Origin of the sequence: Methylobacterium adhaesivum (assembly GCF_022179065.1) — a bacterium.
GTDB classification, from domain to species: domain Bacteria; phylum Pseudomonadota; class Alphaproteobacteria; order Rhizobiales; family Beijerinckiaceae; genus Methylobacterium; species Methylobacterium adhaesivum.
In genome coordinates, this window is sequence record NZ_BPQD01000039.1 from 22,480 (window position 1) to 46,819 (window position 24,340).

Annotated in this window: 27 protein-coding genes; 5 read left to right on the forward strand and 22 right to left on the reverse strand. The window is 70.2% G+C overall.

All coding sequences use genetic code 11. The annotated features are described in order from the left end of the window. Positions 1-28 precede the first annotated feature (28 nt). From cysC to MFF01_RS19620, 3 genes are read right to left on the reverse strand one after another with little or no spacing between them, the layout of a single operon-like run. A complete protein-coding gene (gene cysC, locus MFF01_RS19610; RefSeq protein WP_238227927.1) occupies positions 29-577 on the reverse strand; it encodes an adenylyl-sulfate kinase in 549 nt (182 codons plus the stop codon). 25 nt (positions 578-602) lie between these two features. After that, positions 603-1,010, reverse strand: a complete 408-nt coding sequence (locus MFF01_RS19615; protein WP_238227928.1) for a hypothetical protein — start codon at positions 1,008-1,010, stop codon at positions 603-605. Between the two features lie 11 nt (positions 1,011-1,021). Beyond that, positions 1,022-1,933 carry an RgsD C-terminal domain-containing protein gene (locus MFF01_RS19620; protein ID WP_373319818.1) on the reverse strand — a complete coding sequence of 304 codons (912 nt, stop codon included), beginning with the start codon at positions 1,931-1,933 and terminating at the stop codon, positions 1,022-1,024. 152 nt (positions 1,934-2,085) lie between these two features. Here MFF01_RS19620 and MFF01_RS19625 point away from each other — a divergent pair, with 152 nt between their 5' ends. Together MFF01_RS19625 and MFF01_RS19630 are read left to right on the forward strand one after the other, a co-directional pair. Then, a complete protein-coding gene (locus MFF01_RS19625) occupies positions 2,086-2,649 on the forward strand; it encodes a nitroreductase family protein (RefSeq protein ID WP_238227930.1) in 564 nt (187 codons plus the stop codon). 5 nt (positions 2,650-2,654) lie between these two features. After that, complete coding sequence (locus MFF01_RS19630) at positions 2,655-3,266, forward strand: flavin reductase family protein (protein WP_238227932.1); 612 nt, start codon at positions 2,655-2,657, stop codon at positions 3,264-3,266. Between the two features lie 12 nt (positions 3,267-3,278). On the opposite strand, the gene MFF01_RS19635 is transcribed toward MFF01_RS19630, so the two are convergent. From MFF01_RS19635 to MFF01_RS19700, 14 genes are all read right to left on the reverse strand, one after another. Continuing rightward, positions 3,279-3,920, reverse strand: a complete 642-nt coding sequence (locus MFF01_RS19635; protein WP_238227933.1) for a response regulator — start codon at positions 3,918-3,920, stop codon at positions 3,279-3,281. After that, positions 3,917-4,501 (reverse strand): hypothetical protein, encoded by a 585-nt coding sequence (locus MFF01_RS19640; protein WP_238227934.1) that lies wholly within the window; start codon positions 4,499-4,501, stop codon positions 3,917-3,919. The genes MFF01_RS19635 and MFF01_RS19640 overlap by 4 nt, the downstream gene beginning before the upstream one ends. Beyond that, positions 4,498-5,439, reverse strand: coding sequence for a YncE family protein (locus tag MFF01_RS19645; RefSeq protein WP_238227935.1), 942 nt, complete (start codon positions 5,437-5,439; stop codon positions 4,498-4,500). Before MFF01_RS19645 ends, MFF01_RS19640 begins: the two co-directional genes overlap by 4 nt. After that, a complete protein-coding gene (locus MFF01_RS19650; protein WP_373319819.1) occupies positions 5,436-5,984 on the reverse strand; it encodes an SRPBCC family protein in 549 nt (182 codons plus the stop codon). Before MFF01_RS19650 ends, MFF01_RS19645 begins: the two co-directional genes overlap by 4 nt. A 5-nt stretch (positions 5,985-5,989) precedes the next feature. Next, on the reverse strand, positions 5,990-6,982 hold the full coding sequence (locus tag MFF01_RS19655; RefSeq protein WP_238227936.1) for a VWA domain-containing protein: 993 nt from the start codon (positions 6,980-6,982) through the stop codon (positions 5,990-5,992). Further along, positions 6,979-7,599 (reverse strand): MxaK protein, encoded by a 621-nt coding sequence (locus MFF01_RS19660; RefSeq protein WP_238227937.1) that lies wholly within the window; start codon positions 7,597-7,599, stop codon positions 6,979-6,981. The genes MFF01_RS19655 and MFF01_RS19660 overlap by 4 nt, the downstream gene beginning before the upstream one ends. 34 nt (positions 7,600-7,633) lie before the next feature. Further along, a complete protein-coding gene (locus tag MFF01_RS19665; protein ID WP_373319826.1) occupies positions 7,634-8,683 on the reverse strand; it encodes a vWA domain-containing protein in 1,050 nt (349 codons plus the stop codon). 14 nt (positions 8,684-8,697) lie between these two features. Next, positions 8,698-9,639, reverse strand: coding sequence for a nonribosomal peptide synthetase MxaA (locus tag MFF01_RS19670; protein ID WP_238227939.1), 942 nt, complete (start codon positions 9,637-9,639; stop codon positions 8,698-8,700). Then, entirely contained in the window at positions 9,639-10,532 is an 894-nt protein-coding gene (locus MFF01_RS19675) for a DUF58 domain-containing protein (RefSeq protein ID WP_238228107.1), read from the reverse strand. Before MFF01_RS19675 ends, MFF01_RS19670 begins: the two co-directional genes overlap by 1 nt. After that, on the reverse strand, positions 10,532-11,563 hold the full coding sequence (locus MFF01_RS19680; protein WP_238227940.1) for an AAA family ATPase: 1,032 nt from the start codon (positions 11,561-11,563) through the stop codon (positions 10,532-10,534). The genes MFF01_RS19675 and MFF01_RS19680 overlap by 1 nt, the downstream gene beginning before the upstream one ends. 361 nt (positions 11,564-11,924) lie before the next feature. Next, positions 11,925-12,215, reverse strand: a complete 291-nt coding sequence (locus MFF01_RS19685; RefSeq protein ID WP_238227942.1) for a methanol dehydrogenase [cytochrome c] subunit — start codon at positions 12,213-12,215, stop codon at positions 11,925-11,927. A gap of 87 nt (positions 12,216-12,302) precedes the next feature. Beyond that, on the reverse strand, positions 12,303-12,896 hold the full coding sequence (gene moxG / locus MFF01_RS19690) for a cytochrome c(L), periplasmic (RefSeq protein WP_238227944.1): 594 nt from the start codon (positions 12,894-12,896) through the stop codon (positions 12,303-12,305). 85 nt (positions 12,897-12,981) lie between these two features. After that, positions 12,982-13,857 (reverse strand): methanol oxidation system protein MoxJ, encoded by an 876-nt coding sequence (gene moxJ, locus MFF01_RS19695; protein ID WP_238227945.1) that lies wholly within the window; start codon positions 13,855-13,857, stop codon positions 12,982-12,984. A 141-nt stretch (positions 13,858-13,998) separates the two neighbouring features. Next, positions 13,999-15,882, reverse strand: coding sequence for a methanol/ethanol family PQQ-dependent dehydrogenase (locus tag MFF01_RS19700; RefSeq protein ID WP_238227946.1), 1,884 nt, complete (start codon positions 15,880-15,882; stop codon positions 13,999-14,001). 477 nt (positions 15,883-16,359) lie between these two features. On the opposite strand from MFF01_RS19700, the gene MFF01_RS19705 reads away from it, so the two are divergent. Beyond that, on the forward strand, positions 16,360-17,148 hold the full coding sequence (locus tag MFF01_RS19705) for a trypsin-like peptidase domain-containing protein (protein WP_238228109.1): 789 nt from the start codon (positions 16,360-16,362) through the stop codon (positions 17,146-17,148). 19 nt (positions 17,149-17,167) lie between these two features. Here MFF01_RS19705 and MFF01_RS19710 read toward each other — a convergent pair whose 3' ends face one another. Together MFF01_RS19710 and ada are read right to left on the reverse strand one after the other, a co-directional pair. Further along, positions 17,168-18,016 carry a DMT family transporter gene (locus MFF01_RS19710; protein WP_238228110.1) on the reverse strand — a complete coding sequence of 283 codons (849 nt, stop codon included), beginning with the start codon at positions 18,014-18,016 and terminating at the stop codon, positions 17,168-17,170. Positions 18,017-18,197: 181 nt separating this feature from the next. Further along, complete coding sequence (gene ada / locus MFF01_RS19715; RefSeq protein ID WP_238227947.1) at positions 18,198-19,289, reverse strand: bifunctional DNA-binding transcriptional regulator/O6-methylguanine-DNA methyltransferase Ada; 1,092 nt, start codon at positions 19,287-19,289, stop codon at positions 18,198-18,200. Between the two features lie 233 nt (positions 19,290-19,522). Between ada and MFF01_RS19720 the strand changes: the two genes are divergently transcribed. Together MFF01_RS19720 and MFF01_RS19725 are read left to right on the forward strand one after the other, a co-directional pair. Further along, the gene (locus MFF01_RS19720) at positions 19,523-19,762 is read left to right on the forward strand and encodes a hypothetical protein (protein WP_238227948.1); all 240 of its coding nucleotides are present in this window, start codon (positions 19,523-19,525) and stop codon (positions 19,760-19,762) included. A gap of 396 nt (positions 19,763-20,158) precedes the next feature. Then, positions 20,159-20,983 carry an SGNH/GDSL hydrolase family protein gene (locus tag MFF01_RS19725; protein WP_238227949.1) on the forward strand — a complete coding sequence of 275 codons (825 nt, stop codon included), beginning with the start codon at positions 20,159-20,161 and terminating at the stop codon, positions 20,981-20,983. Between the two features lie 34 nt (positions 20,984-21,017). On the opposite strand, the gene MFF01_RS19730 is transcribed toward MFF01_RS19725, so the two are convergent. The 3 genes from MFF01_RS19730 to metG form a co-directional block, all read right to left on the reverse strand. Next, entirely contained in the window at positions 21,018-21,821 is an 804-nt protein-coding gene (locus tag MFF01_RS19730) for an MBL fold metallo-hydrolase (RefSeq protein WP_238227950.1), read from the reverse strand. 88 nt (positions 21,822-21,909) lie between these two features. Continuing rightward, entirely contained in the window at positions 21,910-22,689 is a 780-nt protein-coding gene (locus MFF01_RS19735; protein ID WP_238227951.1) for a TatD family hydrolase, read from the reverse strand. A gap of 45 nt (positions 22,690-22,734) precedes the next feature. Beyond that, positions 22,735-24,303 carry a methionine--tRNA ligase gene (gene metG / locus MFF01_RS19740; protein WP_238227952.1) on the reverse strand — a complete coding sequence of 523 codons (1,569 nt, stop codon included), beginning with the start codon at positions 24,301-24,303 and terminating at the stop codon, positions 22,735-22,737. Positions 24,304-24,340 lie beyond the last annotated feature (37 nt).

Sequence of the window (24,340 nt, forward strand, 5' to 3'; positions counted from 1 at the left end):
CCCCCTCCGACCCCGTGATTGGAGGGGGCTACAGATTCCCGAGGGCGGCAGCCACCCGTGCGGCGCCGTCCTGCGGCGTGCCCGCATCCGTATGCAGGTGCAGATCCGGCTCGAGGGGGGCCTCGTAGGCCGAGTCGATACCGGTGAAGTTCGGGATGAGGCCGGCGCGGGCGCGGCGGTAGAGACCCTTGGGGTCGCGCTCCTCGCACACGGCCAGCGGCGCGTCGACGTAGACTTCGAGGAACGGGATCTCCCCCGCGATGGCGCGGGCTTGGGCGCGCTCCTTGCGGAACGGCGAGATCAGCGAGACGATGGTGACGATGTCGGCGCGTGCGAGGATGCGGGCGACCTCGGCCGCCCGGCGGATGTTCTCGATGCGGGCGGCGTCGCCGAAGCCGAGATCGCGGCTCAGGCCCTGGCGCAGCTCGTCGCCGTCGAGGATCGTCGCCCGATGTCCCCGCGCGGCCAGCAGGTCCCGCAGGGCCTCGGCCGTTGCCGACTTGCCGGCACCCGACAGGCCCGTGAGCCAGATGATGGCGGGTTTCATCCGGCAAGGGTCCATGCGGGCATCGTCCATGCGGGCATCCTTCGTGCGGGCGCGGTCAGACCGCGCAATTGGCGGAAAACAGCGCGAGGGTCCGCTGCATCGCCGCGTAATGGGCCGTCCCGGTCGGGTTGCGGAGTTCGGCCCCGTCCGGGACGATGGCGGCGAAGCCCGCTCCCAGATCGGCGACGAAGCCGCGCGGGCCGACGTGTTGGCCCATCCGGTTCGTCGTGTCCACCTCGCCGCAGACGGCCCCGGCCCGGCCCATGCGCAGCCGGCCGTAACGCGCCGTTTCCGGGGCCTTCAGGCCCCGGCCGAGGAGCCCGATGACGGCGGGCGCCGTCCCGGCCGGCAGGGCGGCCGCCGAGTCGTCCACGACGGTCTGCGCCTGCGCGACCGTGCCCGCCAGAAGCGCTGCGGCCACAAGCGCGGCGGCCGGGCGATGGGTCAGGGGACGATTCCGCATAAGGGCTCCGATCACGTGGGTTTGGCCTCGACCTCGATGTCCCGGTCCATCCCGCTCTCGACCTTGAACTCGCGGGTGTAGACCTGCCCGTCATGGCGGGCGATGAGCACGTAGTCGCCCTCCGCCAGGACCACCTGCGGGAACGCCCCGATGGCCTCGCGGATGGTGTCGCCGCCCGGCGTCAGCACGCTGAACGCCGTGCCGGCAAAGGCCTCGGCTCCCGGAGCAGCCACGAGTTTCAGGGTCACGGTGGCGGCGTGGTGGCTCAGGGTCGCGTCCGTGACCTTGCCGTTCTCGACCTTGAGGTCGGCGCGTTGGATGGCGTTCGACTCCCCGTAGGTGGAGACCACGTGATAGGTGCCCTCGGGCAGGCGCAGCAATTCGCCGGACTTCACGCCGCTGCGCACGAGGCGTCCCTCCGAATTGGTCCCGATGGGAACGAAGACCGAGAACGCAACCTGAGCGGCGGGAATCCGCGCGTCGCCGATGGCGCCCGAGAGCTTGAGCGCCCCGGCATTGACCTTCAGCGTCTCCGCGACCGGCGCTCCCGCCATGGCGATGCGCTTCGAGGCGCTGGCGAAGCCATAGGTCACGGTGGCGACGTAGGCGCCGGGGGCCAGGGTGAAGCTCGGGTCGGGCGCGTCCGAACGCGCGACGATGGGGGGCTTCACGCCGTCCGTCCGGTCCTCGTAGATCCGCCAGGCGAGCCCCGAGCGCAGGGGCTTGTCGCTGCCCGCGAACACCGCGGCGAGGCTCAGGGTCGCGGCGGTCCGGGACGCGGGCGCGGGCGGTTCAGGCTCGGTGAGGGATGGGGTCGGCAGGTTCGGCCCGATCCGGTTGTGAAGGCCGCCCTCCTGCGCCCGGGCCGGCGTCGCCAGTCCCAAAGCCATCATTGCGGCGGCGACCGTCAGGCCCCTTGTCATGCGCCCTCTCCCTGCGGGCCGTCCCGTCCGAGCCCCCGAGCGGTCCGCTCTGGAACCGGACCATGGCGACGGCATGACCGACGGCATCGGCCGCCATCTATGCTAGATCCGCCGGAACGCCGCCATCCCCGATCGGATTCCACAAGGTTTCGATGAACGCCACCCTCGATCTTCTGCGCACCCGCCGTTCCGTTCCGCCGCTGCGCCTCGACGGCCCCGGGCCGAGCGCGGCCGAACTCGACACGCTCCTGACGCTGGCCGCCCGGGTGCCGGATCACGGCAAGCTCGCGCCCTGGCGCTTCCTCGTCATCGAAGGCGAGGCGCGGACCCGCATCGGTGCCACCATCGCGGCGGCCTACGGCGCCGATCACCCGGAGGCGGACGCCGCCCGCCTCGACCTTGAGGCCGGGCGCCTCGCCCACGCCCCCGTGGTCGTGGCGGTGGTGTCCCGCGCCGGGCCGCACACGAAGATTCCCGAATGGGAGCAGGTGCTGTCGGCGGGGGCCGTGTGCATGAACCTCGTGGTGGCCGCCAATGCCGCGGGCTACGCGACCTCCTGGCTCACGGAATGGTTCGCCTACGACCGCCGCGTCCTCGACGCCCTCGGCCTGAGCCCTGCTGAGAAGCTCGCCGGCTTCATCCATCTCGGCCGTCCCCAGGAGGTGCCGGGCGACCGGCCCCGGCCGGATCTCGCCGACATCGTCACCCGGATCTGAACCCCATGCATTACGACTCCGAGACCCGGGGCCTGCCGCACAACCCCTTCAAGGCCCTCGTCGCGCCACGCCCCATCGGCTGGATCAGCGCCATGAACCGGGCGGGCCAGGTCAACCTCGCCCCCTATTCCTACTTCAACGCCGTGGCGGCGGACCCCGACATGGTGATGTTCTCCTCCTCGGGCCGCAAGGACGCCATGACCTTCGCGGAGGAGGGCGGCGAGTTCGTGTGCAATCTCGCCACCTTCGCCCTCCGGGATGCCATGAACGCCACCTCGGCGCCTCTGCCGCGAGGACAGAGCGAGTTCGAGGTCGCCGGCCTCACCCCGGTGCCGTCGCGAAAGGTCCGGCCGCCGCGGGTGGGCGAATCGCCCGCCGCCATCGAGTGCAAGTGGGTGCGGACGGTGCCGCTGACGCCACTGGACGGGGGGGACGCCACCCATTTCCTGGTGATCGGGCAGGTGGTGTCGATCTACATCGACGACGCCTTCATCAAGGACGGCCTCGTGGAGACCGGGGCCATGCGGCCGATCCTGCGCGGCGGCTATTTCGACTACTTCACCGCCGAGCCGGAGACGCGCTTCTCCCTCAAGCGGCCGAAGGGCGCCGGGCAGTAGGGTCGTCCCGGATCAGCGCGCGGGGCCGTCCTCGCCCTGCGAGACGGCGACGTGGATGAGTTCGGCGAGCGTCCGGACCCCGAGCTTGCGCCGGAGGCTGGCGCAGGAGCCGATCACCGTGCGGTAGCTCACCGCCAGGGTGTCGGCGATGGCCCCGTAGGACTGCCCCCGGCCGAGGAGGGACAGGATCTGGAGTTCGCGGGCCGTGAGGTCGGCGAGCGGCGCCGGCTGGCCGGCGAGGCCGAGGACGGCCACGCGGGTCGCGAGGGCATGGTCGAGGTAGCTCCGCCCCGCCCGGACCGTCTCGAACGCCTCCTGGAATCGCGCCGCCGGGACGTCCTTGAGGACGTAACCGGTCGCGCCGCTCTCCAGGGCACGCGAGACGATGATCGGGTCGTCGTGCATGCTGAAAGCGAGGATGCGGGTGTTGCGCGCCAGGGCGCGGATCTGGCGGATCAGGGACAGGCCCGCCAGGGCGCCGGTGCGGAACGTGAGATCGACCACCACCATCCCGGGGCGCAGGCGGTTGAACAGCCGGTAGCCCCCGGCGACGTCGGTGGCCTCGTGGACGGTCTCGACCCCGGCATCCTCCATGATGCGGCGAAAGCCGCGCAGGATCACCGGGTGGTCGTCCACGATGAGGACGCTCGTCATCGTGCGCTCCCGGCGGATGGGGCAGGGGCGGCCTTGTCGTCACCGCTCCCTTGCGCGGCGTAGCGCTCCGACAGCCGCGCCAGGGTGGCGGCCCGGTCCACGCCCTGCCGGCGGGTGTTGTAGTATTGCTGGCAGAGTTCGCCGTAGAGCTGCTTGCGGGTGGTGACCGACGCCACGGCTTCCAGGCCGTCGAGAAGGTCGGCGTAGGGCTCCGGCATTCCGGCCTCGGCGAGCATCTGCCCGAGCTGCACCGTGCGGTTGGCCACCATCCGCGGATCCTCGATGAACGAGTCCTTGGCGCGGGCGAGGCTGTGGCGAAGGTGATCGGCCTGCGAACCGACCTCGGGCGCCGGGCGGCCGAGCTCGCGGCTGGCGAGCCAGCGGGCCGGCTCCATGGGATCCGTCGGCGAGAGCCAGGACGGGATGTCCGCGTCGGATTTTGTCGCGACCACCGTGTGCTCCTCGCTACCGCGCGCCGCCTCGCCGGGCTCCTCCGCCCGGTCGCAGGCCGCCAGTCCTGCAACAAGTCCGGCGGCGAGGGCGAGCCACCGGGCCGGTGTGCGCGGTCGCATCGAGGTCATGGAGCCTCCTTGGATGGGCTCAGGATGGCGAGGCCACGCGGCCCTTCGCCGACGGGAAGGCGGCCCGTCTCCGTGAGGGTGGCCAGATCGACCACCGACACCGAGTCCGAGAACCAGTTCGCGACGTAGGCCCGATCGTGCGACACCGCCACACCCTCCGGATAGCGACCGACGGGAATCGTCGCCACGGGGGAAAGGGCGGCGTCGAGGACCACGAGCGTCCCGGCCTGCTGGTTGGTGACGAGAATGCGCGCTCCGTCGTCGCTCACGGCGACACCGTACGGCATGCCGCCGAGGACCGCGCGGGCGACAACCGCGAGGGTTGCGGTGTCGACGGCGTGCAGGTCACCGCTGCGGACGTTGGCGACGTAGAGCCTGTCTTGCGCCGGATTCAACGCGAGGGCGAACGGCCCCTCGCCCACGGGGACGGCGCCGACCCGGGTCATGGTCGCGGTGTCGACCACGCTGACCTGTCGGCTCTCGCGATCGGCCACGTAGATCCGTCCGCGACCGTCGAGGACGAGGCCCGCCGGATCGCGTCCCACCGCGACGCTGCCCTCCACCGCGCCGGTGGCGCTGGAGAGGCGCACCACGCGGTGGCCCGACCAGTCGCCGACGAACAGGCTTCGCCCATCCCGGGCAACCGCAATGCCGAAGGGCTGGCCGGCGAAGGGCAACCGGGCGACCACCCGTCCGGGGGAGCCCTCCACCACCGAAATGGTGTGGGTGTCCGGATGGGCGAGGTAGAGCCGCCCGTCCGGCCCCGCCGCCGCCTGCGCCGGTCCCTTTCCCACGGGGATCGCCGCCCCCGGCGGCGCCACCGGGGTCAGGGTGCCGCCTTCCTGGCTCACCACATAGACGGCCTGCGCCAGCACCGGCCCGGAGATCGAGCCGGTCAGGAACGCCGCGAGGGCGAGACGGGCAAATCCGTGAATCACTTGCCCTTGCTGCCCTCGACCTTGGCCTTCAGCCCCTTCAGACCATTGGCGAAGTAGGCGTTCATCGCCTTGCGGCCGGCTTCGTCGCTCAGCTCCTCCGGCGGCTCGTTGCCGGTGTCGCCCCGGTAGAATCGGGCGAGCCACTCGACCTTCGAGCCGTCGCCGTCCGGCGTCACCGTGAGGGTGGACGAGTAGGACGAGACCGGCAGGGCCTTCAGGTCGGGGTCCGACAGGCGATACGAGTAGGAGAAGCCCTTGTCGTTCATCTCGTCGAGGCCCTCGTCGAGGGTGCCACCGTTCTTGAGGGTGATCTTGCGCCGGCCGCCGGCGGCGTTGCCGTCGACGGCCTCGCTCTTGGCGACATCGGGATGCCAGGTGTTGATGCCGGCGAAATTGCCGACCACCTTCCACACCGCCTCGGGCTTGGCCGCGATGGTGACGGTCTGATCGATCTTCTGCGGCGTCGGCCCATGCGCCGAAGCCGGCATGACGAGGACGGCGGCGGCGAGCGACGCAAGGAACGCGGTGGAGGCGATGAAACGCATACGGATCAGGCTTTCTTCAGGGTGAGCGCACGCGGGACGGACAACGCACGCGCGATGGGAAGCAGGAACACGGCGAGGACGAGCGCCAGGGCGGCTCCGCCGAGGAAGGGCCGCAGGTCGAGGCGACCGGGCAGGGGGCGTGGGGTCGCCGCCGCGAGGAGCCGGGGGCCGAGGCCGCCCGGCCCGTCGAGGTGGGCGTAGGTGAGGCCGGTCTGGCTCGCGAGCGTCTTGAGGTAGGGCTCGCGCACGGAAGAAAGATGCTCGCTTCCCGTGGCGGCGGCTCCCCCGAAGGGGGCATTGCGCGGGTTGTAGCCCTCGCGGCTCTCGGCATCGGCTGGAGGCGGGCCGAAGCGGTTCTCCTGCTGGACGTCGCCGGCCCCGTAGAAGCCGATCTCGCGGCCCCGGTCGTTGTAGCGCGGGATCGGCGACAGGGCGTAGGCGCCCGCTCCGACGATGAGACCGCGCACGGCGCCGGGCTTGCCATCGAAGGTCGGTCCGCCGGTACTGGGAAGCGGCGGCGCCTCCTGCCCGTCGGTGATGAAAAGGAGGTCCGTGCCGAGGTCTCGCGCCATCTCCACGGCGCGGAACAGGCCGGCGGAAATGCGGCTGTCGCCCTCCCAGGCCATGCGCCAGTCGAGGACGGCCAGGGCCCCGTCGAGGGGCGCGAAATCGGCGCAGACCTCGATGGGCGTGAACAGCAGGAACGGCCGGCGCTCGGTGAACAGGCCCAGCGCCACCCGCGAGCCGCAGGGCAGGGCGGCGACGAGGTCGCGCAGGGCGCCGCGCGCCGTCTCGAGGCGGCTCACGGGCTTGCCGTCGGGCCCGGTGTAGTCACGCACGTTCATGCTTCCGGTGATGTCGACCACCGCGAGCACCGAGACCCCGTTGCGGGTCAGGGGCAGGGCCGGGAGTACGAAAGTCAGGACGGTGAGAACCGTCGCTCCGGCCAAGGCCTGGAACCGACCGTCGCGAAGGTTGCGGGCGAGCGGAATCTTCATGGCTCACCTCGCGGCTGGCCGGGAATGTCAGTCCAGATCTGCTTCGGCTCGGCCTTCAGCTCGTCGCCGGTCTTGCGATCGAACTCGGGAAAATCGCGCACCAGGCGCGAGGCGACGTCGAGGTTGAACTTGGCGTCCCAGAAATCGGGGTTGTTCTGAAGGGCGCGGCGATAATCCTGACGCGCCAGGGTGATGAGGGGACCGGCAGGGTCGAGATCGCTGCGCTCGAGATGCGAAAAAGCCTGCCGCAGGCGGGTGTTGGCCAGGGCGTAGCGCGCGCGCGCGACTCGGTCGGTGTCGCCGGTGCGCGCGAGGGCGTCGACGAGGGGCTCGATCCCCTCGGGTTGTCCCCGCCGGGCGAGATACTGGATCCGAGCAAGCAGCAGGGGCGCCGACGCGTCGGTCCCCACTGGCACGTCGCGCCCGGCCTGGAGGGCGGCGATGGCGGCGTTGTCACGCCCCACCCGCCACGCCGCCACGCCGAACCCGAGGGTTGCGAGGAGGAGTAGGATCGGCAGGGCGACGAGGAGGCGGGGCCGGCCACGCCGCAGGGCTTGGGCGAGGCGGGCGCGGAGGGCGGGGCCGGTCCGCCCGGCGGCAAGGGCCAGGACGGTCATCGAGCGGCCTGCGCCGGAGCGACTGAAACCCGTGTCATGCGGCGATCCTTTCGGATGGAGCCTCGGCCACCAGCCGGTTGGCCCCGCGTGCCCGGCGCAGATCGGCTTCGGCGAGCTTGCCCGCCACGAGGACGAGAAGGCCGAACAACGCCGCCCCGAAGGCCACCCAGGAGAGATCCCGTCGCGGGCGCTGCTCGGTGTAGGGGATGGGATCGCGCTCCAGGGCCTCGATCTGGCGGATGGCGGCGGCCACCGCCTCTGGCCCTTCCGCCTCGAAGGCGCGGTAGGGCACGCCGAGGCTCTTGAAGAACAGATCGAGATGGCGCTCGGGCGCGGCCTGGGGCGTGTCCTCGCCGGCCGGCTTGTCGGAGATGGACGGCGAGCCCTTGGTGCGCAGGAACAGCCAGTACAGGTTCGGCCGGACGCGGGCGAACTCGGCGCGCAGGGTGCCCTGGACGCGCGGATCGATCACCGCCGCACCGTCGGAGACCATGAGGAGCGCCCGCGAGACGTTGGCGGCCTGCGGTCCGAACTGGGCGAGGCCCATGGCGAGGCCGCGCGCCACGTTGGTGTAGTCGAGGCCCGGCCGGTCGATGGCCTGGATGGCGGCGCGCACGGCCGCGTGCCGGTCGGTCATCGGCACCACCAGCATGGGAGCCGTGGAGAAGGCGGTGACGGCGAACTGATCGTGGGCGCGGCTACCGACGAAGTCGCCGAGGAGGCGCCGGGAGGCCGCGGCCTTCGATTCCTCCGCGCCCGAAGGCTGACGTCCGGCGAAGGTCTCGTTCATGCTGCCGGAGCGATCGACGAGGATCGAGATCTGGGCGCCGATGCCCGTGCGCGTGATGGTCTCGCCCCGGCGATACGGGCCGGCGATGCCGACGACGAGTCCCGCCAGAGTGAGGCATCCGGCGAACCGGAGGGTCCAGCCGACGGCCTGCGACAACGCATCGGCCGGGCCGGCATCGACGGCCGCCACGGGCACGACGCGCTGGGCCGAACGCCGGAGCGGCAGCAGGGCGAGGGGCAGCAGCCAGAGAACCAGGGGGGCATCGACGGCGAACCGGGCCAGGGCCCCTCCCATGCTGTCGCTCGCCATCACGCTGCCCGCTCGGCGGCGGCCAGACGCCGCGCCAGGGCTTCGAGAGCCGGCCAGGGCAGGGCGAGGCGGGCAGCGGTTGGGCCGGGGCCGAAGAAGGCGAGCCGGGAGGCGCCGAGGAGGTCGCCCAGGGCCGCCGCGTCGGGGCGGTAGGCGGGATGGCGGGCGAGGAAACCGGGCAGATCATCGGCGAGCACCCGGCGGCCATCGGTGGCGTCGAGACCACGATGGAGCACGAGTAGGGCCTCCCCGTAGGCGGCCTCCGCGTCGGGGGCGCGACGAAGCCGACGCAGGCGCGCCAAGGCGGCGCCGAACGGGCGAGCCCGCCGGGCGCGGAAGGGCCCCCAGGCCCGGTCGCGGGCGAGCGCCCCGAAGGCGAGGAGGGCGAGGGCCGCGAAGCCGCCCGTCCGCCACCACAGGGGGCTCGCGTCCACGGCCGCGACACGCCCGTCCGGCCGCATGTAGTCGGCCGGGTTCTCCCGCGCGGGCGGCACCACTTCCCGCAGGGGCGAGATATTGAACTGCCAAGCCGGCACTTGTGCCGTCGCGGTGGTGCTGCCGTGGGCGCTCGCATTCTCGAAGGTCACGGAGAAACCCGGAATCTCCAGGGCGCGGGCGTCGAGGGCGGCGTAGAAGTTCTGGTAGGTGAGGAAGAGGCGCACCCGCCGGGCCTCGCCCTCGGCGGTCTTCTCGAGGCCGAGATCCTCGGCGCGCAGGTCGCGCAGGTCGAGCCAGTAGGCCATTGGGCCGGGCTGCGGCAGGGAGGCCGCCTGCAGGGCGAAGCCCGCATCCACGACGATGTCGGCCTGGGCTCGTACGAGGTCGCCGAGGAAGTAGCCGAAGGCGCGCGGCGCGCGGACCTCGACGGACCGCACCTGGGCCTGCGCCGCGCCGGCGCACAGCAGAGCGAGGGCGGCGAGGATATGGGAGCGGACGCGCATCAGGTCCCGATGAGGTGGCGGGTGAGGGCTTCGGCCTCGAACCGCTCGACGAGGCGGAACGGCGGCCGGCCATAGGTCGTGGCGATGCGGCGCAGGGTGTCGGAGCGGGCCTGCTCGTGGGCGAGCCAGCGCCGGCGCAGGGCCGGGCGCATGAACACCGTCCGGCGCCCGGCCCCTTCGAGGTCGTCGAGTTCCATGAGGCCCCAGGCCGGCAGGCCCTCGTCCTCGGACGGATCGGCCAGCACCACGGATACGATGTCGTGGCGGGCGAGGCTCGCGAAGACCTCCGTCACGAGGGCCTCGGGCCAGCGAAAGTCCGAGACCACGAACACGATCTTCGGGCGCCCGACGAGGCGACGGCCCGCCTCGCGCATCCCGTCGGCCCGCGCGGCCGTGCAGGGCGCGGCGAGCAGGCGCTCCCGGACGGCCGCGCCGATGCCGCGCCGGCGGGTCGCCGGCATCGACACGTCTTCGCGCACGGCGCCATCACAGCCCAGCAGTCCGAAGCTGTCGCCGATACGGGTGGCGGAGGCCGCGAGGCCCGCGCACAGGGCGGCGACGAGTTCCATCCGGTCGGCCTCGCCGCGGTAGCGCATGGAGGCGGAGAGATCGACGAGCGCCCAGACCTCGATCGCCGTGCGGCTCTCGAACCGGCGCACATGCGTGCCCTCGAACGGATCGCGTAAGGTAGCGCGCACGTCGATGCGACGCGCATCGGGCATGCGCCGGAACGGCACCTGATCGCGGAACGTGCCGAGGCCTCCGGCGTCCCGCCCGCGATGGGCGCCGACGGCGGTCCCCGGCACCCGCCCGCGCGGACGGTAGACGATGTCGGCCTGCGCGGTCTCGACCGGTCCGGCTCCGGCCGGCGTCGTTCCGATTCCGGACGACATCATGGCGCCGGCACCGTGTCGAACACGGCGCGGCAGAGTTCGGGCATGATGGCGGCGCGGCGCATCTCGTAGACGGGTTCGAGGAACACGCGGTGGGCCATCACCTCGGGGAACACGGCGCGGATATCCTCGGGCACCAGGAAGGAGCGGTTCTCCAGCCAGGCCCGGACCTTGGCGGCGCGCACGAGGAAGGCGACGCCGCGCGGCGAGGCCCCGCCCTGCACGAGGGCGTCCATGTCGATGCCGGACAGACGGATGCCGGCCCTCCCCGGACGGACCAGGGCTTCCCACAGGCCGACGACGTAGGTCTCGATGGCCGGGCTCGCCCCGATGCCGTGCTGGATCGCCCGGCCGATGCCCGGAATGGCGGCGTGGTCAAGGACATCGGCCGCGATGCCGGCGATGAGCGCGTCCGTGTCGTGGAAACGCGGATCGAACACGAGGGCGCGACGGCTCTCGACATCGCGCGGGGCTTCCAGGCCGATTTCCATGAGGAAGCGGTCGCGGGCGGCCGCCGGCAGCTCGAAGGTCTCCTCGCGCTCGACGCGGTTGCGGTCGGCGAAGACCTGAAGATTCGGGAAGTGGTACTCGCGGTTGAACGCCGTCAGGCTGCGCTCGGCCATGAGGCGCAGGAGAAGGGAATGCACCTGGGGCCGGGCGCGGTTGATCTCGTTGAAGAAGAAGATCGACAGATCCTCGGCGCGGCGCAGCACCGGGCCGGGCTCGACGCGGGGGCGGCCGTCCTCGGCGAGATAGGTGTGGTAGACGAGATCCGTCGGCATCATGTCGACGGTGCCCTCGACGCGCTCGTAGGCGCCCCCAAGCGCCCGGGCGACGGCGCGCAGCAGGGTGGTCTTGCCCACACCCACGTCGCCCTCGAGGAGAACGTGGCCGCGCGCGAAGATCGCGATGGTGAGAAGGCGGATCGCCCGATCCTGACCGACGACCGCACCGGACACGGCCTGCTCGAAGCGGCCGGCGGCCTGGCGCCAGTCGGTGAGCATCGCATCGCCGGGGCGGGTCTCGTTCATCACGGGGGCCTTGGATCTTCTACGGGATGGGACACGCAGGCGCGGCGCCCCGGGGCCGGGACGTGGTCCGGCGGATCGAGGACATCGCGGCGGCAAGGCTCGGCGCGCGGGCCCGTCTTCCGGACTGACGACCAGGGTGACGGGCGCAGCTCCTCCGGAGGGAACTCGCACCTCACCCCGCCCCCTCCGTGAGGAGAGGGCGCTCCGTTCCGCTGCCGCGCGCCGAAATCGTCGAACGATCGCGGGGGGAGACGCCCGGCCCTCGCCGGGCCGGGAGAGCCGGTCGGGTCTCCGACATCCCCCCTCCCCGGTGGCGGGAAGAGGGAACGCCGCGCGCGGACCGAAAGCGAAGGCCGTGGGCTCAGTTCGCCGAGAGCTTGGTGACGTCGTACTCGAACTTGCCGGACTTCTTGGCTGCCTCGATGCGCTTGGCGTTGCGCTCTTCCATGGCCTTGATCGCGTCGGCCTGCTTGTTCAGCTCCTTCGGATCATGCTTGGGATCGTACTTCGAGCCAGCGATCTTCTCGGGGAAGCCGGGCTTGGGCTCCCAGCAATTGCCGGCGGCCTTGCACTTGGTGCCGTCGTACGCCATGGCCGGAGCCGCCAGCACCGCGCCCGCACCGAGCGCCACCGCAAAAATGAACGTCCGCATGTCTGTCTCCTCCGTTTGTGGTTGGCGCGGCGCGTGCCGCTCATCGTTCACCGCGCGCACGTCACGCGGCGTGACTTCCCAGGGACGCTAGTTCTCCAGCGGCTTGCACTGGCCCTTGACGTCCGTGGGGAAGGTCTCGCCCTGCTTGTAGGGCGTGTAATTCTTCTTCTGCTCGGCGTTGAGCCAGACCGCATCCTTGACCGGACCGGTATAGAGATGCCGGATCCAGGCGATGGTCTGCAGCATCTCGTCGGGCGTCAGGTTCTCGTTGTGCGGCCCCATCATGCCGTTGGCACCGCCGAAGATGGTGGCGAACAGGCCCGTATCCTCGGTGTTGGCCGGATAGGTCCAATAATTGTCGTTGAGGCCGGGTCCAAGCTTGCCCTCGGCCAGGTGGCCATGACACCCCGAGCAGGACGTCGCGAACAGGGACTCGCCGTTGCGCAGGCAGGACTTGTCATCGATGTAGATGTTCTTGCCGGTCTGGAAGAATTCCTTCACGGCAGGCGTGTCGCGGCCGCCCTCCTTGCCCTGCGAAACGTCGAGCTGTTCGCCCGTGACGGTGTTGCGGAAAACGATCCCGGTCTGCGGCCCGCCCGCCGGTTGCGCGAGGGCCGGGACTCCGGCGGTGACGAGGCCGAGGCCGACGAATCCGGCCAGAAGGCCTTTGATATGACGCATGACATCGCTCTGATGGAGTTTTCCGACCGTCCGGTCGGGTTCTGGGCGGGCCGCCCCTTTTCGAGCGGCCCGGGGCTGGCACGGATCAGTTGGAGGCAACGGAGAGGGGCACGCCCTCCTGCTTCAGGATCGCGTCGATCCCGGGCTTGGCCTTGGCGATGCCCGCGTCGAGGGCGGCCTTCAGAGCGGTGTCGTCCCGGCGTACGCCCATGGACTGGTCGAAGCTCTGGGGCATCTTCTGGCCGTCGCTGCGCACGGTGTCGTCGGGCACGGGCGTCACCCGGAGCGGGGTGCTCGATTCCTTGACGTAGCGGGCGACGTCGGGGCCGAAGGCCACGGCGACATCGGCCTTGCCGCTGGCGACTTCGCTGACCATCCGCGCCGGATCGATCTGGGTGTACTGGTTGCGGGGTGCGCGGAAGTTCACCAGCGAGTAGAGGTAGGCCATGTCCTCCTCGTAGCGGCCGATATCCTTCAGCATCGCCTCGCCGGGGGTGCCGAAGCCCACCACCATGTGGTCGACGCTCTTCAGGCGCGGATCGGTCCAGGACTTGATGTCGAGGTCGCGGTCGGCCCGGGTGATGAAGACGTAGCCGCTGCGGTAGTATGGCTTGGTCGCGAGGACGCGCGGATCGTCGCTGTCGAGGCCCACCACCACGTCGCAGAGTTTCTTCTCGAGGCCGTCGCGCACGAGGTAGATCGCCGGCTTCTCCAGCCAGACGAACTGGGCCTTGCGCCCCATGGCCTTGGCCACCGTCGTGGCGATCCGGTTCTCGAGACCCGACCCGTCCTTCATCGAGAGGGGCGGCTGCACGGCCGCGCAGATGCGCAGGGTGGTGTCGTCGGCGGGGCCTGAGGCTTTCGCCGCATCCTCGGCGGCGTGAGCGGGGGACAGGCAGGCCAACGCCAGGAGCGAGGCGGCCGAGATCGCCGCGCGGCGACGTCCGGTGACGAGCGACATGAGGGAGATCCGTTGTTCGGTTGTTTCTTGAGCTGCGCGACGGCGGGACATGGCGTGTCCTTGCGTGGCCTTCGCGCGCGGGATCGTCGCGGGGGTCCCCGCCGGCCAGGGCCGGCGGGGAGGTCGTGTCGGGCGCGAGCCTTACTTCTTGGCGGCCGTCTGGTACTCGCCGACGTTCGGATCGTCGTACGGACCCTTGCCGTTCAGCGAGAACACCATCACGCCACCACCCATCTGGGTGTAGTTGGCGAGCTTCTTGAAGGCGCCCACGGCACCGAGGCCGGCGGTCGGATCCTGGAGATCGAACACGAGGCCAACGCCCGGCCAGCCGCCGACGCCGTAGTAGATGGCGACGTACTGATCACCCTTGTGGCTGTAGGTCATCGGGTAACCGATGGCGCCCGACGGCAGCTTGAACTTCCAGAGAAGGTCGCCGTTGTCGGAGTTACGCGCCTTGATGTAACCGTCCAGGGTTCCGTAGAACACGAGGTCGCCGGCGGTGGCCATCGTTCCGCCCCACACGGCGAAACGCTCCATCTTGTCCCACTTATACTCGCCCGTGATGGCGTTGTAGGCCTTGATCTGGCCGAGACCCTCGTAGTTCTGCCGGTCACCCTTCGGGCCGGGGTACATGTTCAGCGTCGCACCGACGAAGAACTGGCCCGCACGGTACGGAAGCATGAAGGGCTCCCAATCCATGCAGATGTGGTTGATGCCCATGTAGAAGAGCTTGCGCTCCGGATCATAGGAATCGTGGCCCTGGTTGTGATAGCCCATGGCCGAGGGACAGACGTCCTTGGCGAGATGGTCCATCCGGGTGCCGTACTCGGGATCGCGCACCGGCTGGCCGGTCTTCAGATCGACGGACTTGAAGACGTTGACGGTGTCGTCGATCTTGTTGGCCGAGACGAGCGAGCCGTCGGTCCGGTCCAGGGTGTAGACGATGCCGTTGCGGTCCGGATGGGTGAGGAGCTTGCGGTCCTTGCCGTCCTTGTCCTTCTGGTTCGACAGCATCATCACGTTGACGCCGGCGTAATCCCACTCGTCGTGGGGGGTCTTCTGGTAGCCGAACTTGGCTTCACCCGTATCGGCGTCGCGGCCGAAGATCGTCATCGTCCACTTGTTGTCGCCGGGACGCATGGTCTCGTTCCACGGCGCCGGGTTGCCGGTGCCGAAGTAGATCAGGTTGGTGCCGGGATCGTAGGCGTACCAGCCCCAATTGGTGCCGCCGCCGATCTTCCAGGCATCGCCCTCCCAGGTGGAGGTGCCCAGTCCCTTCTGGCCGTAATGGGCGTTCTTGACGTTGAAGTCGGGCCCAAGCAGCAGATCCTTGTCGGGACCCGTGGCGTAGGCGCGCCACACCTGGGCACCGGTCTTCACGTCGTAGGCGGTGAGGTAGCCGCGCACGCCGAGCTCGGCGCCGGACGAGCCGATGATCACCTTGTCCTTGACCACGTAGGGGGCGATGGTGAGCGTGGAGCCGACCTTGATGTCGGAGTTCTCGACCTTCCACACCGTCTCGCCGGTCTCGGCGTTGAGCGCCGCGACGTTGCCGTCGAGCTGCGTCTTGAGGATGAGGGACGGCGTCTTGCCGTCGCCCGGCCAGTAGGCGAGGCCGCGGTTCACGAGATCGCAGCAGGCGACCGCGCGGGCGGCCGGGTTCTGCTTGGGCTTGTCCTGCCACAGGATGTGGCCCGGATCGTCGAGGCCGAGGGCGAACGTGTTGTTCGGGAACGAAGTGTGGATGTACATCTTGCCGTCGACGACGAGGGGCGCGCCCTCATGGCCGTTGAGCAGGCCGGTCGAGAAGCTCCAGGAGACCTTCAGGTCCTTCACGTTGCCGGCGTTGATCTGCTTGAGCTTGCTGTAGTTGTCCGAGTCGTAGTTCTTGCCCGGCATGACCCAGTTTTCGTCGCTCTTCGACAGCTCGACGAGCTTGTCGTTGGCGGACGCTTGGCTGGCCATCCCGATGGGCGCCAGGGCCATCACGGCCAGCACCGATACGGAACTCAGGTACCTCATCATCGTGCGTCTCCTCAGCTGCCGCCCCGTCTACAGACCTTGCGGTCCCGCGTGGCTGTTTCTCCCGCCGCTTCGGAACATTGACACCGCGTCCTCGAGAGAAGAACCGCTGCGCTCTTAAGCTTTTATTAGACTAAATCTGTCTTATAAGAAGCTTATTACTGTTCCGTCAGCCCCTATTTCTAGACATCTTCAAGGCGCGAAGTCTCTAGACGGTCCGACATTTCTAACCGGGACACTTTGGCAAATAGATCATGAGGATCGCGCAGCGGCACCCCGTCGCTTGACCGTCCTCCGGGGTCGTCGCACCACTATCGCAACGGCACGGGCGAACGGGCCGGCAGAAGGGAGCGGGGACCGATGGCGCCAAGGATCGGGCGGGGGTTCGGACGCAGGCGCGGAATCGGTCGGGACGCCTTGCCGGAGTCCTTGGCGAAGACCTCGGCGAGGTCCGTCGGGGCGGTCCACGCCGCCGCCCTCATGGCCCTGCTCTGCGCCGCCGGACCGGCCTCGGCCCGGGACCTTCCGGCCCGCGACATCCCGGGCTGGGACCTCGCCGCCCTCTATCCCCGGGACGGCCGCCGGGACCTCACGGGGGCGGATATCGAACGTTATCCGGGGGCGGGCGTGCTGTTCTGCCACGGGGCGGACGGCATTCCGAGGAAAGCCGCCGCCGCCTGGCTCATCGGCGATCCGTCCGTGGTCGTGCTCAACGCGCACAACTTCCGCAACCGCCGCCTCGAGACCACGCGGGAGGTGAGCGACTGCTTCTTCCAGATCGGCGGGCGCAATTACGATTTCGTGCCCGACAGCATCGAACTCGGGGCGGTGCCGGGCTCGCAGGCCCTCCACATCACCGACGACTGGGCGATCCTGCGCCTCGCACACCCCGTGGAGGGCGCGCGGCCCCAGCCCATACCGACCGCGCCGACCCTGGGGGAGGGCCCCCTGCGACTGCCCGTCGTGATGGTGTCACCGGGCGGGCACGAGAACTATCGCGGGCCGGCGAGCCTCGAAGCCTGTGCCATCCGTCAAGTCGATCCGCCGAGCGAAGGCGGCATCCGGCGGCTGCGCCACGATTGCAACGACGGCTTCGGCGGATCGGGCTCTGGCCTGTTCGACGAGGCCGGCCGACTCGTGGCCATGCAGAGCGCCTCGCTTTCCATGAACGCGCGCAAGCCCTTCGACATCGACTTCCACTACGGCTCGGCCCTGGCCTTCGAGGGCGACCTCCTGACCGCCCTGCGCAAGGCGGTGGCGGCGCGGTGAGGGCGCCGGGACGCGGGCCTCACCGCCGCCGGCCGAGACGCTCGGCGATGGCGATGCCGCCGATGACGAGGGCGAGCGCCAGGGCGTCGTTCCAGCGGAACGGCTCGCCGAGGAAGAGAACGGCGAGGCCCGCCCCGAAGATCGGCACGAGGTTGACGAACAGGCCGGCCCGGTTCGGGCCGATGAGTTCGACCCCGCGCATGAAACCGAGCTGGGCCGCGAGACTCGGGCCCAAGGCCACGAACGCGACGACGAGCCAGCCCCGGGGCGTCGGCCAGATCGTGTGGCCGAGCGTCCACTCGGCGGCCAGCGGCGGCAGGGAGGTGAGGAAGGCGGCCAGCGCCATGGCGGTGAAGAAGGTCAGGCCCGAGACCTTCGGCCGCGCGGTGAGCGCCACGGCGTAGCCGGCATAGAGCAGGCAGGCGACGAGCATGAGAACGTCGCCGCGGTTGAAGCCGAAATGCGTGAGCACCCGCCAGTCGCCGTGGGTGGCCGCCACCACGGCACCGGCCAGGGTCACGACGACGCCCAGAGCCTGCGCTCCGCTCACGGCAACCCGGTGGACGGCATAGTTGATGAGGATGACGAGAACGGGGATCGCCCCTTGGAACAGGGCGATGTTGATCCCCGTCGTGTAGAGACCGGCCGCGTAGAACAGACTGGCATAGAGGGTGTAGCCGCACGCTCCCATGAGCAGCACGTAGAGCCAATGGGCCTTGAGGCGCCCCCACTCGGCGACGAGGCCGGCGCGGGCCGGCAGGGCGAGGACGAGACAGGCGATGGCCCAGCGCAGGCAGGTGAGGACTTGCGGCGAGACTTCGCCCACCGCCCATTTGCTGGCCACCACGTTGCCGCCCCACAGCAGCATGGTGCCGGCGAGGAGCGGGTAGGCGGAAAGCGCCGTCGGTCGGCCCTGCGGCGGCCGGGCGGGGGAGGGCGGTGTCACGCTCAATGGGACGAAGCCTTTCGCGCGGCGGGGGCCCCTCTTCCCCCGTCCGGACCCGCCGGGCAAGCGCAAGGGAAAGGGCGCGGGACACATGGCGATCCGGTCACTCCGGATCCCGCCCGGCCTTCTCCCGCGCCTGGAGTTCCGCCTTGCGGGCCATCCCCCAGCGGTAGCCGGAGGGCGACCCGTCCGCGCGCACCACCCGGTGGCAGGGGATCGCCACCGCATGGGCGTTGGCGGCGCAGGCGAGGGCCACGGCCCGCACGGCGGCGGGCTGGCCAATGGCGTTCGCGATGTCCGTGTAGGTCGCCGTCCGTCCCGCCGGGATCGCCCGCAGGGCCGCCCAGACACGCTGCTGGAACGCGGTGCCGCCGATGTCGAGGGGCAGGGCGAGTCCGTTGCGTGGGGCCGCCACGAAAGCCACGACCTCGGCGAGCCATGCGGCGAAGTCCACCCCTGCCCCGGCGATGTCGGCGCGGGGAAAGCGGGCCCGCAGGTCTTGCGCCAGGGCCTCTGGATCGTCACCCAGCAGAATGGCGCAAAGGCCCCGTTCGGTGGCCGCCGCCAGGACGAAGCCCAGCGCACAGGCCGCCACGGCGAAGCGGATGGCGATGCCCGCCCCGCCCCTGCGGTAGGCGCCGGGCGTCATGCCGAGATGCCGGCCGGCCGCGGCGTAGAATCGGCTCGCCGTGCCGTAACCCGCCGCGTAGGCCGCCTCCGTCACCGATCCCGCACGCGGCAATCCGGCAGCGAGGCGCTCCGCCCGCACGGCCTCGGCATAGGCCTTCGGCGTCACCCCGGTGACGTCGCGAAACACCCGGTGGAAATGAAACGGGCTCAGGCCCGCGGTCCGGGCCAGATCCGCCAGGGCAGGGGGCTCCTCGGCCGTCCCGATGAGGCGGCAGGCCCGGGCGACGGCCGCGGCATGACGGGCGGACCGGGGCGGATCGTCCGGGCGGCAGCGCAGGCAGGGACGAAAGCCCGCCTCCCGCGCCGCCGCCGGGGTGGCGTGGAAGCGCACGTTCTCCCGGCGCGGGGTGCGGGCGCCGCAGCCCGGACGGCAATACACCCCGGTGGTGCGCACAGCATAGACGAACCGCCCATCGGCCGCCGGATCGCGGGCGGCAACGGCGGCCCAACAGGTGTCGGCATGGAGCGCCGGAGGATCGAGGGTGGCGGGGAGGGCGGTCGACATGGCCCTATCCTGGCCTCTTCCAACGGCACGCGCATCCCGTTCCTTGCGGTCGAAACCGCCCTCGCCCGAAGGTTTCGTCCGGCCGCCACCTCGGACGGCCTACGGACGGGCCCGTCCGCGTTCCTGATGGCTTCCTTACGTCGGCGCATCCGGCTCCGCCTCGAACCCTTATGCGCGCAGGAGCAGGTTGCAGGGGCGGTCCGATACGGGATCGCGCGAACCCCGGCCGATCCATGTCCGCCACGATCCTCTCGTCCAGCCCCCTCGCCCCGGCCACGACGCACCCAACCTCCGCCCAAAGGTTCGTGGTCGGCCAGGATCCGCAGGGACGTTGGGTCGCCGCGGAGATCCACGGTCTCGCCGGCGGCCTGTTCCGGACCCAACAGGACGCGATGCACTACGCCATCGAGGCCACGGATCGCCGCCCCGACGCGGTGACGGTCACTCCGAATCGGGTAGAGCTCAGGATCTGAGCCGGACGCCCGGTCGCCCCGGCGCAGTCTTCGTGGTGGGCGAGGGCGCCCAAACGAGGCTGTCCCGACACCCGCGCCGGACGCGGGGCTGAAACAGCCCCGGACCGCTGCGGAGTGCCGCTTCTGCTCCAACGAATTCCGTTCGCATAAGATATATTATGGAACCAACCTTCGAAGAATCAGGGGCAGGGGGCTTATCGAGGTCGTCCGGCATGCACCCCGGATTCATCCTGAGCGTGGGGTTCGGGGCATAACCCGTACAAATCGGGCCGGTTGTGGCATGCCAATCCGTCGACGCCCTCGCCTTCGTCATAATCTCGGCTCAAGAAATGAATTACGCGGTCGCATCGCCTCGCGGGGCGTGCACCGTCCGGACAATTCCACCAAGCGAACGTGATGCCGATCTCAGCGCGCTTTGCCCTCGCCCCGATCCTCGCCCTAGCGACCCTGTGCGGCCCGGTGGCGTCCGAGCCGGCTCCGGCCATCGAGCGGCATGCCGGGCTGGACGTGCCCCCGGCGGCGCTTTCTTCGGGGCGCCCCGCCCTTCACGCCCGGACCCTGGCCCGCCTGCCGCGTCTGGCCGGCCTCGTCGCCGAGGGCAGGGACATCCGCATCGTGGCGTTCGGCTCCTCGTCGACGGAAGGCATCGGTGCCTCCTCGCCGGCCTCCGCCTACCCGGCGCAACTGCAGCAGGACCTCGAGGCGCGCCTGGGCAAGGCCGGACATCAATCCGTCACCGTGGTCAACCGTGGCAAGGGCGGCGACGATTCCGAGGCCATGGCACGGCGTCTCGAGACCGACGTGCTGGCGGAGAAGCCCGATCTCGTCGTGTGGCAGACGGGCAGCAACGACCCGATGACCGGCGTCAGCGTCGAGCGTTTCGCCGAACTCACCCGGGCCGGCATCCTGGCGATCCGTGCCACGGGGGCGGACGTGATTCTCATGGATCAGCAATGGTGTAAGCGCCTGTCCGGGACCGCCGGTTCGGAACGCTACGGCACGGCCCTACACGAGGTCGCGACGGAACTCGGCGTGCCGGTGATCCGCCGCAACGCCCTCATGCGTGCCTGGGTGGCCAAGGGCCTGCTCACGCCGACCCAGATGATCGGCCCCGACGGACTCCACATGACGGATGCGGGCTACGACCGCCTCGCCAAGGCGGCCACGGCCCAGATCCTCGCCAATGCCGGCCTGCCCGAAGAGGCCCCGGCCCGGAACTGAGAGACGCTCCGGGTCGGACCGCCCTCCTCCCGGATCACCCATCCACCGTCAGGCTCAGGCCATCGTAGGCCGGCACCACGTGGGCCGGGAGTTTGCGCGCCAGGGTGGCGTAGTCGAGATCGGTATGGAGGTTGGTCAGCACCGCGCGACGGGGCCGCACCGTCTCGATGAGGGCCAAGGCGTCCGAGACCGAATAATGCGTCGGATGCGGCGTCTCCCGCAGGGCGTCGATGATGAGCAGATCGAGATCATGGAGATGCGCCTGGGCCGCCTCCGGCATCAGGCTGACGTCGGGCGCATAGGCGGCCGGACCGAACCGGAATCCCAGCGCCGCCTCGTTGCCGTGCTCCATGGCGAAGGGCAGGGCCGTCACGGCGCCCCCCGCGCCCCCCACCGCCACGGTCTCCCCCGCCATGAGGCTGTTCATGTCGAGGATGGGCGGATACTCGCTGCCCGGCGGCGTCGCGAAGCAGTAGCCGAAGCGCCGCTCCAGGAGCGCACGGGTGTGGGCGTCGGCATAGACCGGAATGCGCCGACGCATTTGAAGGACGAGGGGGCGGACATCGTCGATGCCGTGGGTGTGGTCGGCATGCGCGTGGGTGAACAGCACCGCATCGAGGCTGCGCACGCCGGCACCGATGAGCTGCTCGCGCAGGTCAGGGGACGTGTCGACGAGAACGCCGGTATCGCCCTCCGGCCCGGTGCGCTCCACGAGGAGCGAGCAGCGCCGCCGCCGGTTCTTCGGTTCGGCCGGATCGCAGGCCCCCCAGCCGTAGGCGACCCGGGGCACGCCGCCGGACGAGCCGCAGCCGAGGATCGTCAACGTCAAGGAACCCATCGTACCCTCCGGCCCCGTTGGTATCGGAGGGGGCAGGGGCGTGTCACGCCCCCTCCTCCGCTTCCCGTTCCCGTCTGCCCCGCCCGTGTCAGGCGGCGGCCTTGTGGAACAGGCGGTGGAAGTTGGCGGTGGTGAGGGCGGCGAAATCCTCGAACGTCATCGCGAACGTCTTGGCGAGGGCGCGGGCGGTATCGGCGGTGTAGGCGGGTTCGTTGGTGCGGCCCCGATGGGGTTCGGGCGCCAGGAACGGCGCGTCGGTCTCCACCAGCAGGCGGTCGTGGGGCACTTTCAGGGCGATGGCGCGCAGATCCTGCGAACGCCGGAAGGTGACGATCCCGGAGAACGAGATGGAGAGCCCGAGTTCGATGCCGACCTCGGCGAGACGGGCGCCGGAGGAGAAGCAGTGCAGCACCGCCGTGAAGGCCCCCTGCCCCATCTCGTCGACGAGGATCGCCTCCATCTCGGCATCGGCGTCGCGCGAATGGATGACGAGGGGCAGACCGGTCTCGCGCGCCGCCGCGATGTGGCGGCGAAAGACCCGCTCCTGCACCGCCTCCGGCGCGGCATTGTCGTAGTGGAAGTCGAGGCCGGATTCACCGATGCCGACGCAGCGCGGATGCCGGCTGAGCGCCACGATCGTCTCGGTCGGCACGTCGGGCTCGTCTCCGGCGCCGTCCGGATGGGTGCCGATGGTGTGCCAGATCTCGGGATGCGCCTCCGACAGGGCCTCGTAGGCTTTCGCCTTGGCGACCCGCGTCGCGATGGTGACCATGCGGGTCACGCCCGCCTGTCTGGCGCGGGCGATGACGCCGGGCAGGTCCTCGGCGAAGTTCGGGAAATCGAGGTGGCAGTGACTATCGACCAGCATCTTTGACTCGACGTTTCTTGATTGCGTGCGGATCCAACCACGCCCTCAATCCGCTGCGGCCTCCGGCTCGACGAAGCGGGGGAACAGCCCGGCGGGGGCGGGGAGCGGCGTGCCCGGCACGAGGCGCCCCCCCTCCCCCACATCGGCGAGGCGGCGCTTGTCCTCCGGCACGGCCAGGAGATCGAGGAGCTTGGAGCCTGAGCCCGGCATGAACGGCTGCACCAGAATGGCGATGGCCCGCAGGGTCTCGGCCACCACGTAGAGGGAGGCGGCCATGCGGGCCGGATCGGTCTTGCGCAACACCCAGGGCTTCTGGGCGTCGAAGTAGCGGTCGGAGGCCGTCACCACGGCCCAGATTTCGGCCAGCGCCGTGTGGGGGGCCAGCCGGTCCATGGCCTCGCGGACGGTGCCCGGCAGGGCATCGGCGAGACTCAGCAGGGCGCGATCCTCCTCCGTGAAGGCGCCGTGCTCGGGAACCAATCCCGAAAGATTCTTGGCGATCATCGAGAGCGAGCGCTGGGCGAGGTTGCCGAGGCCGTTCGACAGGTCCGCCGTGTAGCGGGTGATGATCGCTTCATGGCTGTAGTTGCCGTCGCCGCCGAACGGCACCTCGCGCAGGACGAAATGGCGCAACGCATCGACGCCGTAGGTCGCGATGAGGTCCATGGGATCGACGACGTTGCCGAGGGATTTCGACATCTTCTCGCCCTTGGAGAGCAGGAAGCCGTGGCCGAACACACGCTTTGGAAGCGGCAGCCCGGCCGACATGAGGAAAGCCGGCCAGTACACCGCGTGGAAGCGGACGATGTCCTTGCCGATGACGTGGAGATCCATCGGCCAGAATTTTTTTCTCGGATCGGCGTCGTCGGGAAAGCCCGTGACGGTCAGGTAGTTGGTGAGCGCATCGACCCACACGTACATGACGTGGTCCGGGTGCCCCGGCACCGGCACGCCCCAGTCGAAATTGGTGCGGCTGACGGAAAAGTCCTTGAGGCCGGAGCGCACGAAGCTCGCCACCTCGTTGCGGCGGCTCTCGGGGCCGATGAAGTCGGGCTGGGAGTCGTAGAGCGCCAGCAGCCGGTCCCCGTAGGCCGAGAGGCGGAACAGGAAGTTCTCCTCCTCCATCCAGGTCACGGCCGTGCCGGTCTCGCGGGAGCGGCGCTCCCCGTCGGGGCCGAGTTCGGTCTCGTCCTCGTTGTAGTAGGCCTCGTCGCGCACGGAGTACCAGCCGGCGTATTTCGACAGGTAGATGTCGCCGTTCGCTTCCATCCGGCGCCAGAGTTCCTGGGCGGCGAGGTAATGCTCCGGCTCCGTGGTGCGGATGAAACGGTCGTGGCTGCAATCGAGCGCCTCGACCATGGCGCGGAAGCGCGCGGCCATGTCGTCGACAAGTTCGCGCGGGGAAATCCCGGCCTTGGCGGCGGTCTGCTGGATCTTGAGGCCGTGCTCGTCGGTGCCGGTGGAGAACAGCACGTCGTAGCCGTCGATCCGCTTGAAGCGCGCGAGGGCGTCCGTGGCGATCGCCTCGTAGGCGTGGCCGATATGCGGCGCGCCGTTGGGATAGGAGATCGCGGTGGTGAGGCCGAAGGTCTTTTCGGAAGCCGGGTCGGTCACGTCTGAAGTTCCCCGGAGGCAGGGTTCGAAGGGATGA

Bases quoted from the DNA above. Each gene is read 5' to 3' on its own strand.
- cysC (WP_238227927.1), bottom strand. From the start codon at position 577: ATGGACGATGCCCGCATGGACCCTTGCCGGATGAAACCCGCCATCATC.
- MFF01_RS19615 (WP_238227928.1), bottom strand. From the start codon at position 1,010: ATGCGGAATCGTCCCCTGACCCATCGCCCGGCCGCCGCGCTTGTGGCC.
- MFF01_RS19620 (WP_373319818.1), bottom strand. From the start codon at position 1,933: ATGACAAGGGGCCTGACGGTCGCCGCCGCAATGATGGCTTTGGGACTG.
- MFF01_RS19625 (WP_238227930.1), top strand. From the start codon at position 2,086: ATGAACGCCACCCTCGATCTTCTGCGCACCCGCCGTTCCGTTCCGCCG.
- MFF01_RS19630 (WP_238227932.1), top strand. From the start codon at position 2,655: ATGCATTACGACTCCGAGACCCGGGGCCTGCCGCACAACCCCTTCAAG.
- MFF01_RS19635 (WP_238227933.1), bottom strand. From the start codon at position 3,920: ATGACGAGCGTCCTCATCGTGGACGACCACCCGGTGATCCTGCGCGGC.
- MFF01_RS19640 (WP_238227934.1), bottom strand. From the start codon at position 4,501: ATGACCTCGATGCGACCGCGCACACCGGCCCGGTGGCTCGCCCTCGCC.
- MFF01_RS19650 (WP_373319819.1), bottom strand. From the start codon at position 5,984: ATGCGTTTCATCGCCTCCACCGCGTTCCTTGCGTCGCTCGCCGCCGCC.
- MFF01_RS19655 (WP_238227936.1), bottom strand. From the start codon at position 6,982: ATGAAGATTCCGCTCGCCCGCAACCTTCGCGACGGTCGGTTCCAGGCC.
- MFF01_RS19660 (WP_238227937.1), bottom strand. From the start codon at position 7,599: ATGACCGTCCTGGCCCTTGCCGCCGGGCGGACCGGCCCCGCCCTCCGC.
- MFF01_RS19665 (WP_373319826.1), bottom strand. From the start codon at position 8,683: ATGGGAGGGGCCCTGGCCCGGTTCGCCGTCGATGCCCCCCTGGTTCTC.
- MFF01_RS19670 (WP_238227939.1), bottom strand. From the start codon at position 9,639: ATGCGCGTCCGCTCCCATATCCTCGCCGCCCTCGCTCTGCTGTGCGCC.
- MFF01_RS19675 (WP_238228107.1), bottom strand. From the start codon at position 10,532: ATGTCGTCCGGAATCGGAACGACGCCGGCCGGAGCCGGACCGGTCGAG.
- MFF01_RS19680 (WP_238227940.1), bottom strand. From the start codon at position 11,563: ATGAACGAGACCCGCCCCGGCGATGCGATGCTCACCGACTGGCGCCAG.
- MFF01_RS19685 (WP_238227942.1), bottom strand. From the start codon at position 12,215: ATGCGGACGTTCATTTTTGCGGTGGCGCTCGGTGCGGGCGCGGTGCTG.
- moxG (WP_238227944.1), bottom strand. From the start codon at position 12,896: ATGCGTCATATCAAAGGCCTTCTGGCCGGATTCGTCGGCCTCGGCCTC.
- moxJ (WP_238227945.1), bottom strand. From the start codon at position 13,857: ATGTCGCTCGTCACCGGACGTCGCCGCGCGGCGATCTCGGCCGCCTCG.
- MFF01_RS19700 (WP_238227946.1), bottom strand. From the start codon at position 15,882: ATGATGAGGTACCTGAGTTCCGTATCGGTGCTGGCCGTGATGGCCCTG.
- MFF01_RS19705 (WP_238228109.1), top strand. From the start codon at position 16,360: ATGGCCCTGCTCTGCGCCGCCGGACCGGCCTCGGCCCGGGACCTTCCG.
- MFF01_RS19710 (WP_238228110.1), bottom strand. From the start codon at position 18,016: ATGCTGCTGTGGGGCGGCAACGTGGTGGCCAGCAAATGGGCGGTGGGC.
- ada (WP_238227947.1), bottom strand. From the start codon at position 19,289: ATGTCGACCGCCCTCCCCGCCACCCTCGATCCTCCGGCGCTCCATGCC.
- MFF01_RS19720 (WP_238227948.1), top strand. From the start codon at position 19,523: ATGTCCGCCACGATCCTCTCGTCCAGCCCCCTCGCCCCGGCCACGACG.
- MFF01_RS19725 (WP_238227949.1), top strand. From the start codon at position 20,159: ATGCCGATCTCAGCGCGCTTTGCCCTCGCCCCGATCCTCGCCCTAGCG.
- MFF01_RS19730 (WP_238227950.1), bottom strand. From the start codon at position 21,821: ATGGGTTCCTTGACGTTGACGATCCTCGGCTGCGGCTCGTCCGGCGGC.
- MFF01_RS19735 (WP_238227951.1), bottom strand. From the start codon at position 22,689: ATGCTGGTCGATAGTCACTGCCACCTCGATTTCCCGAACTTCGCCGAG.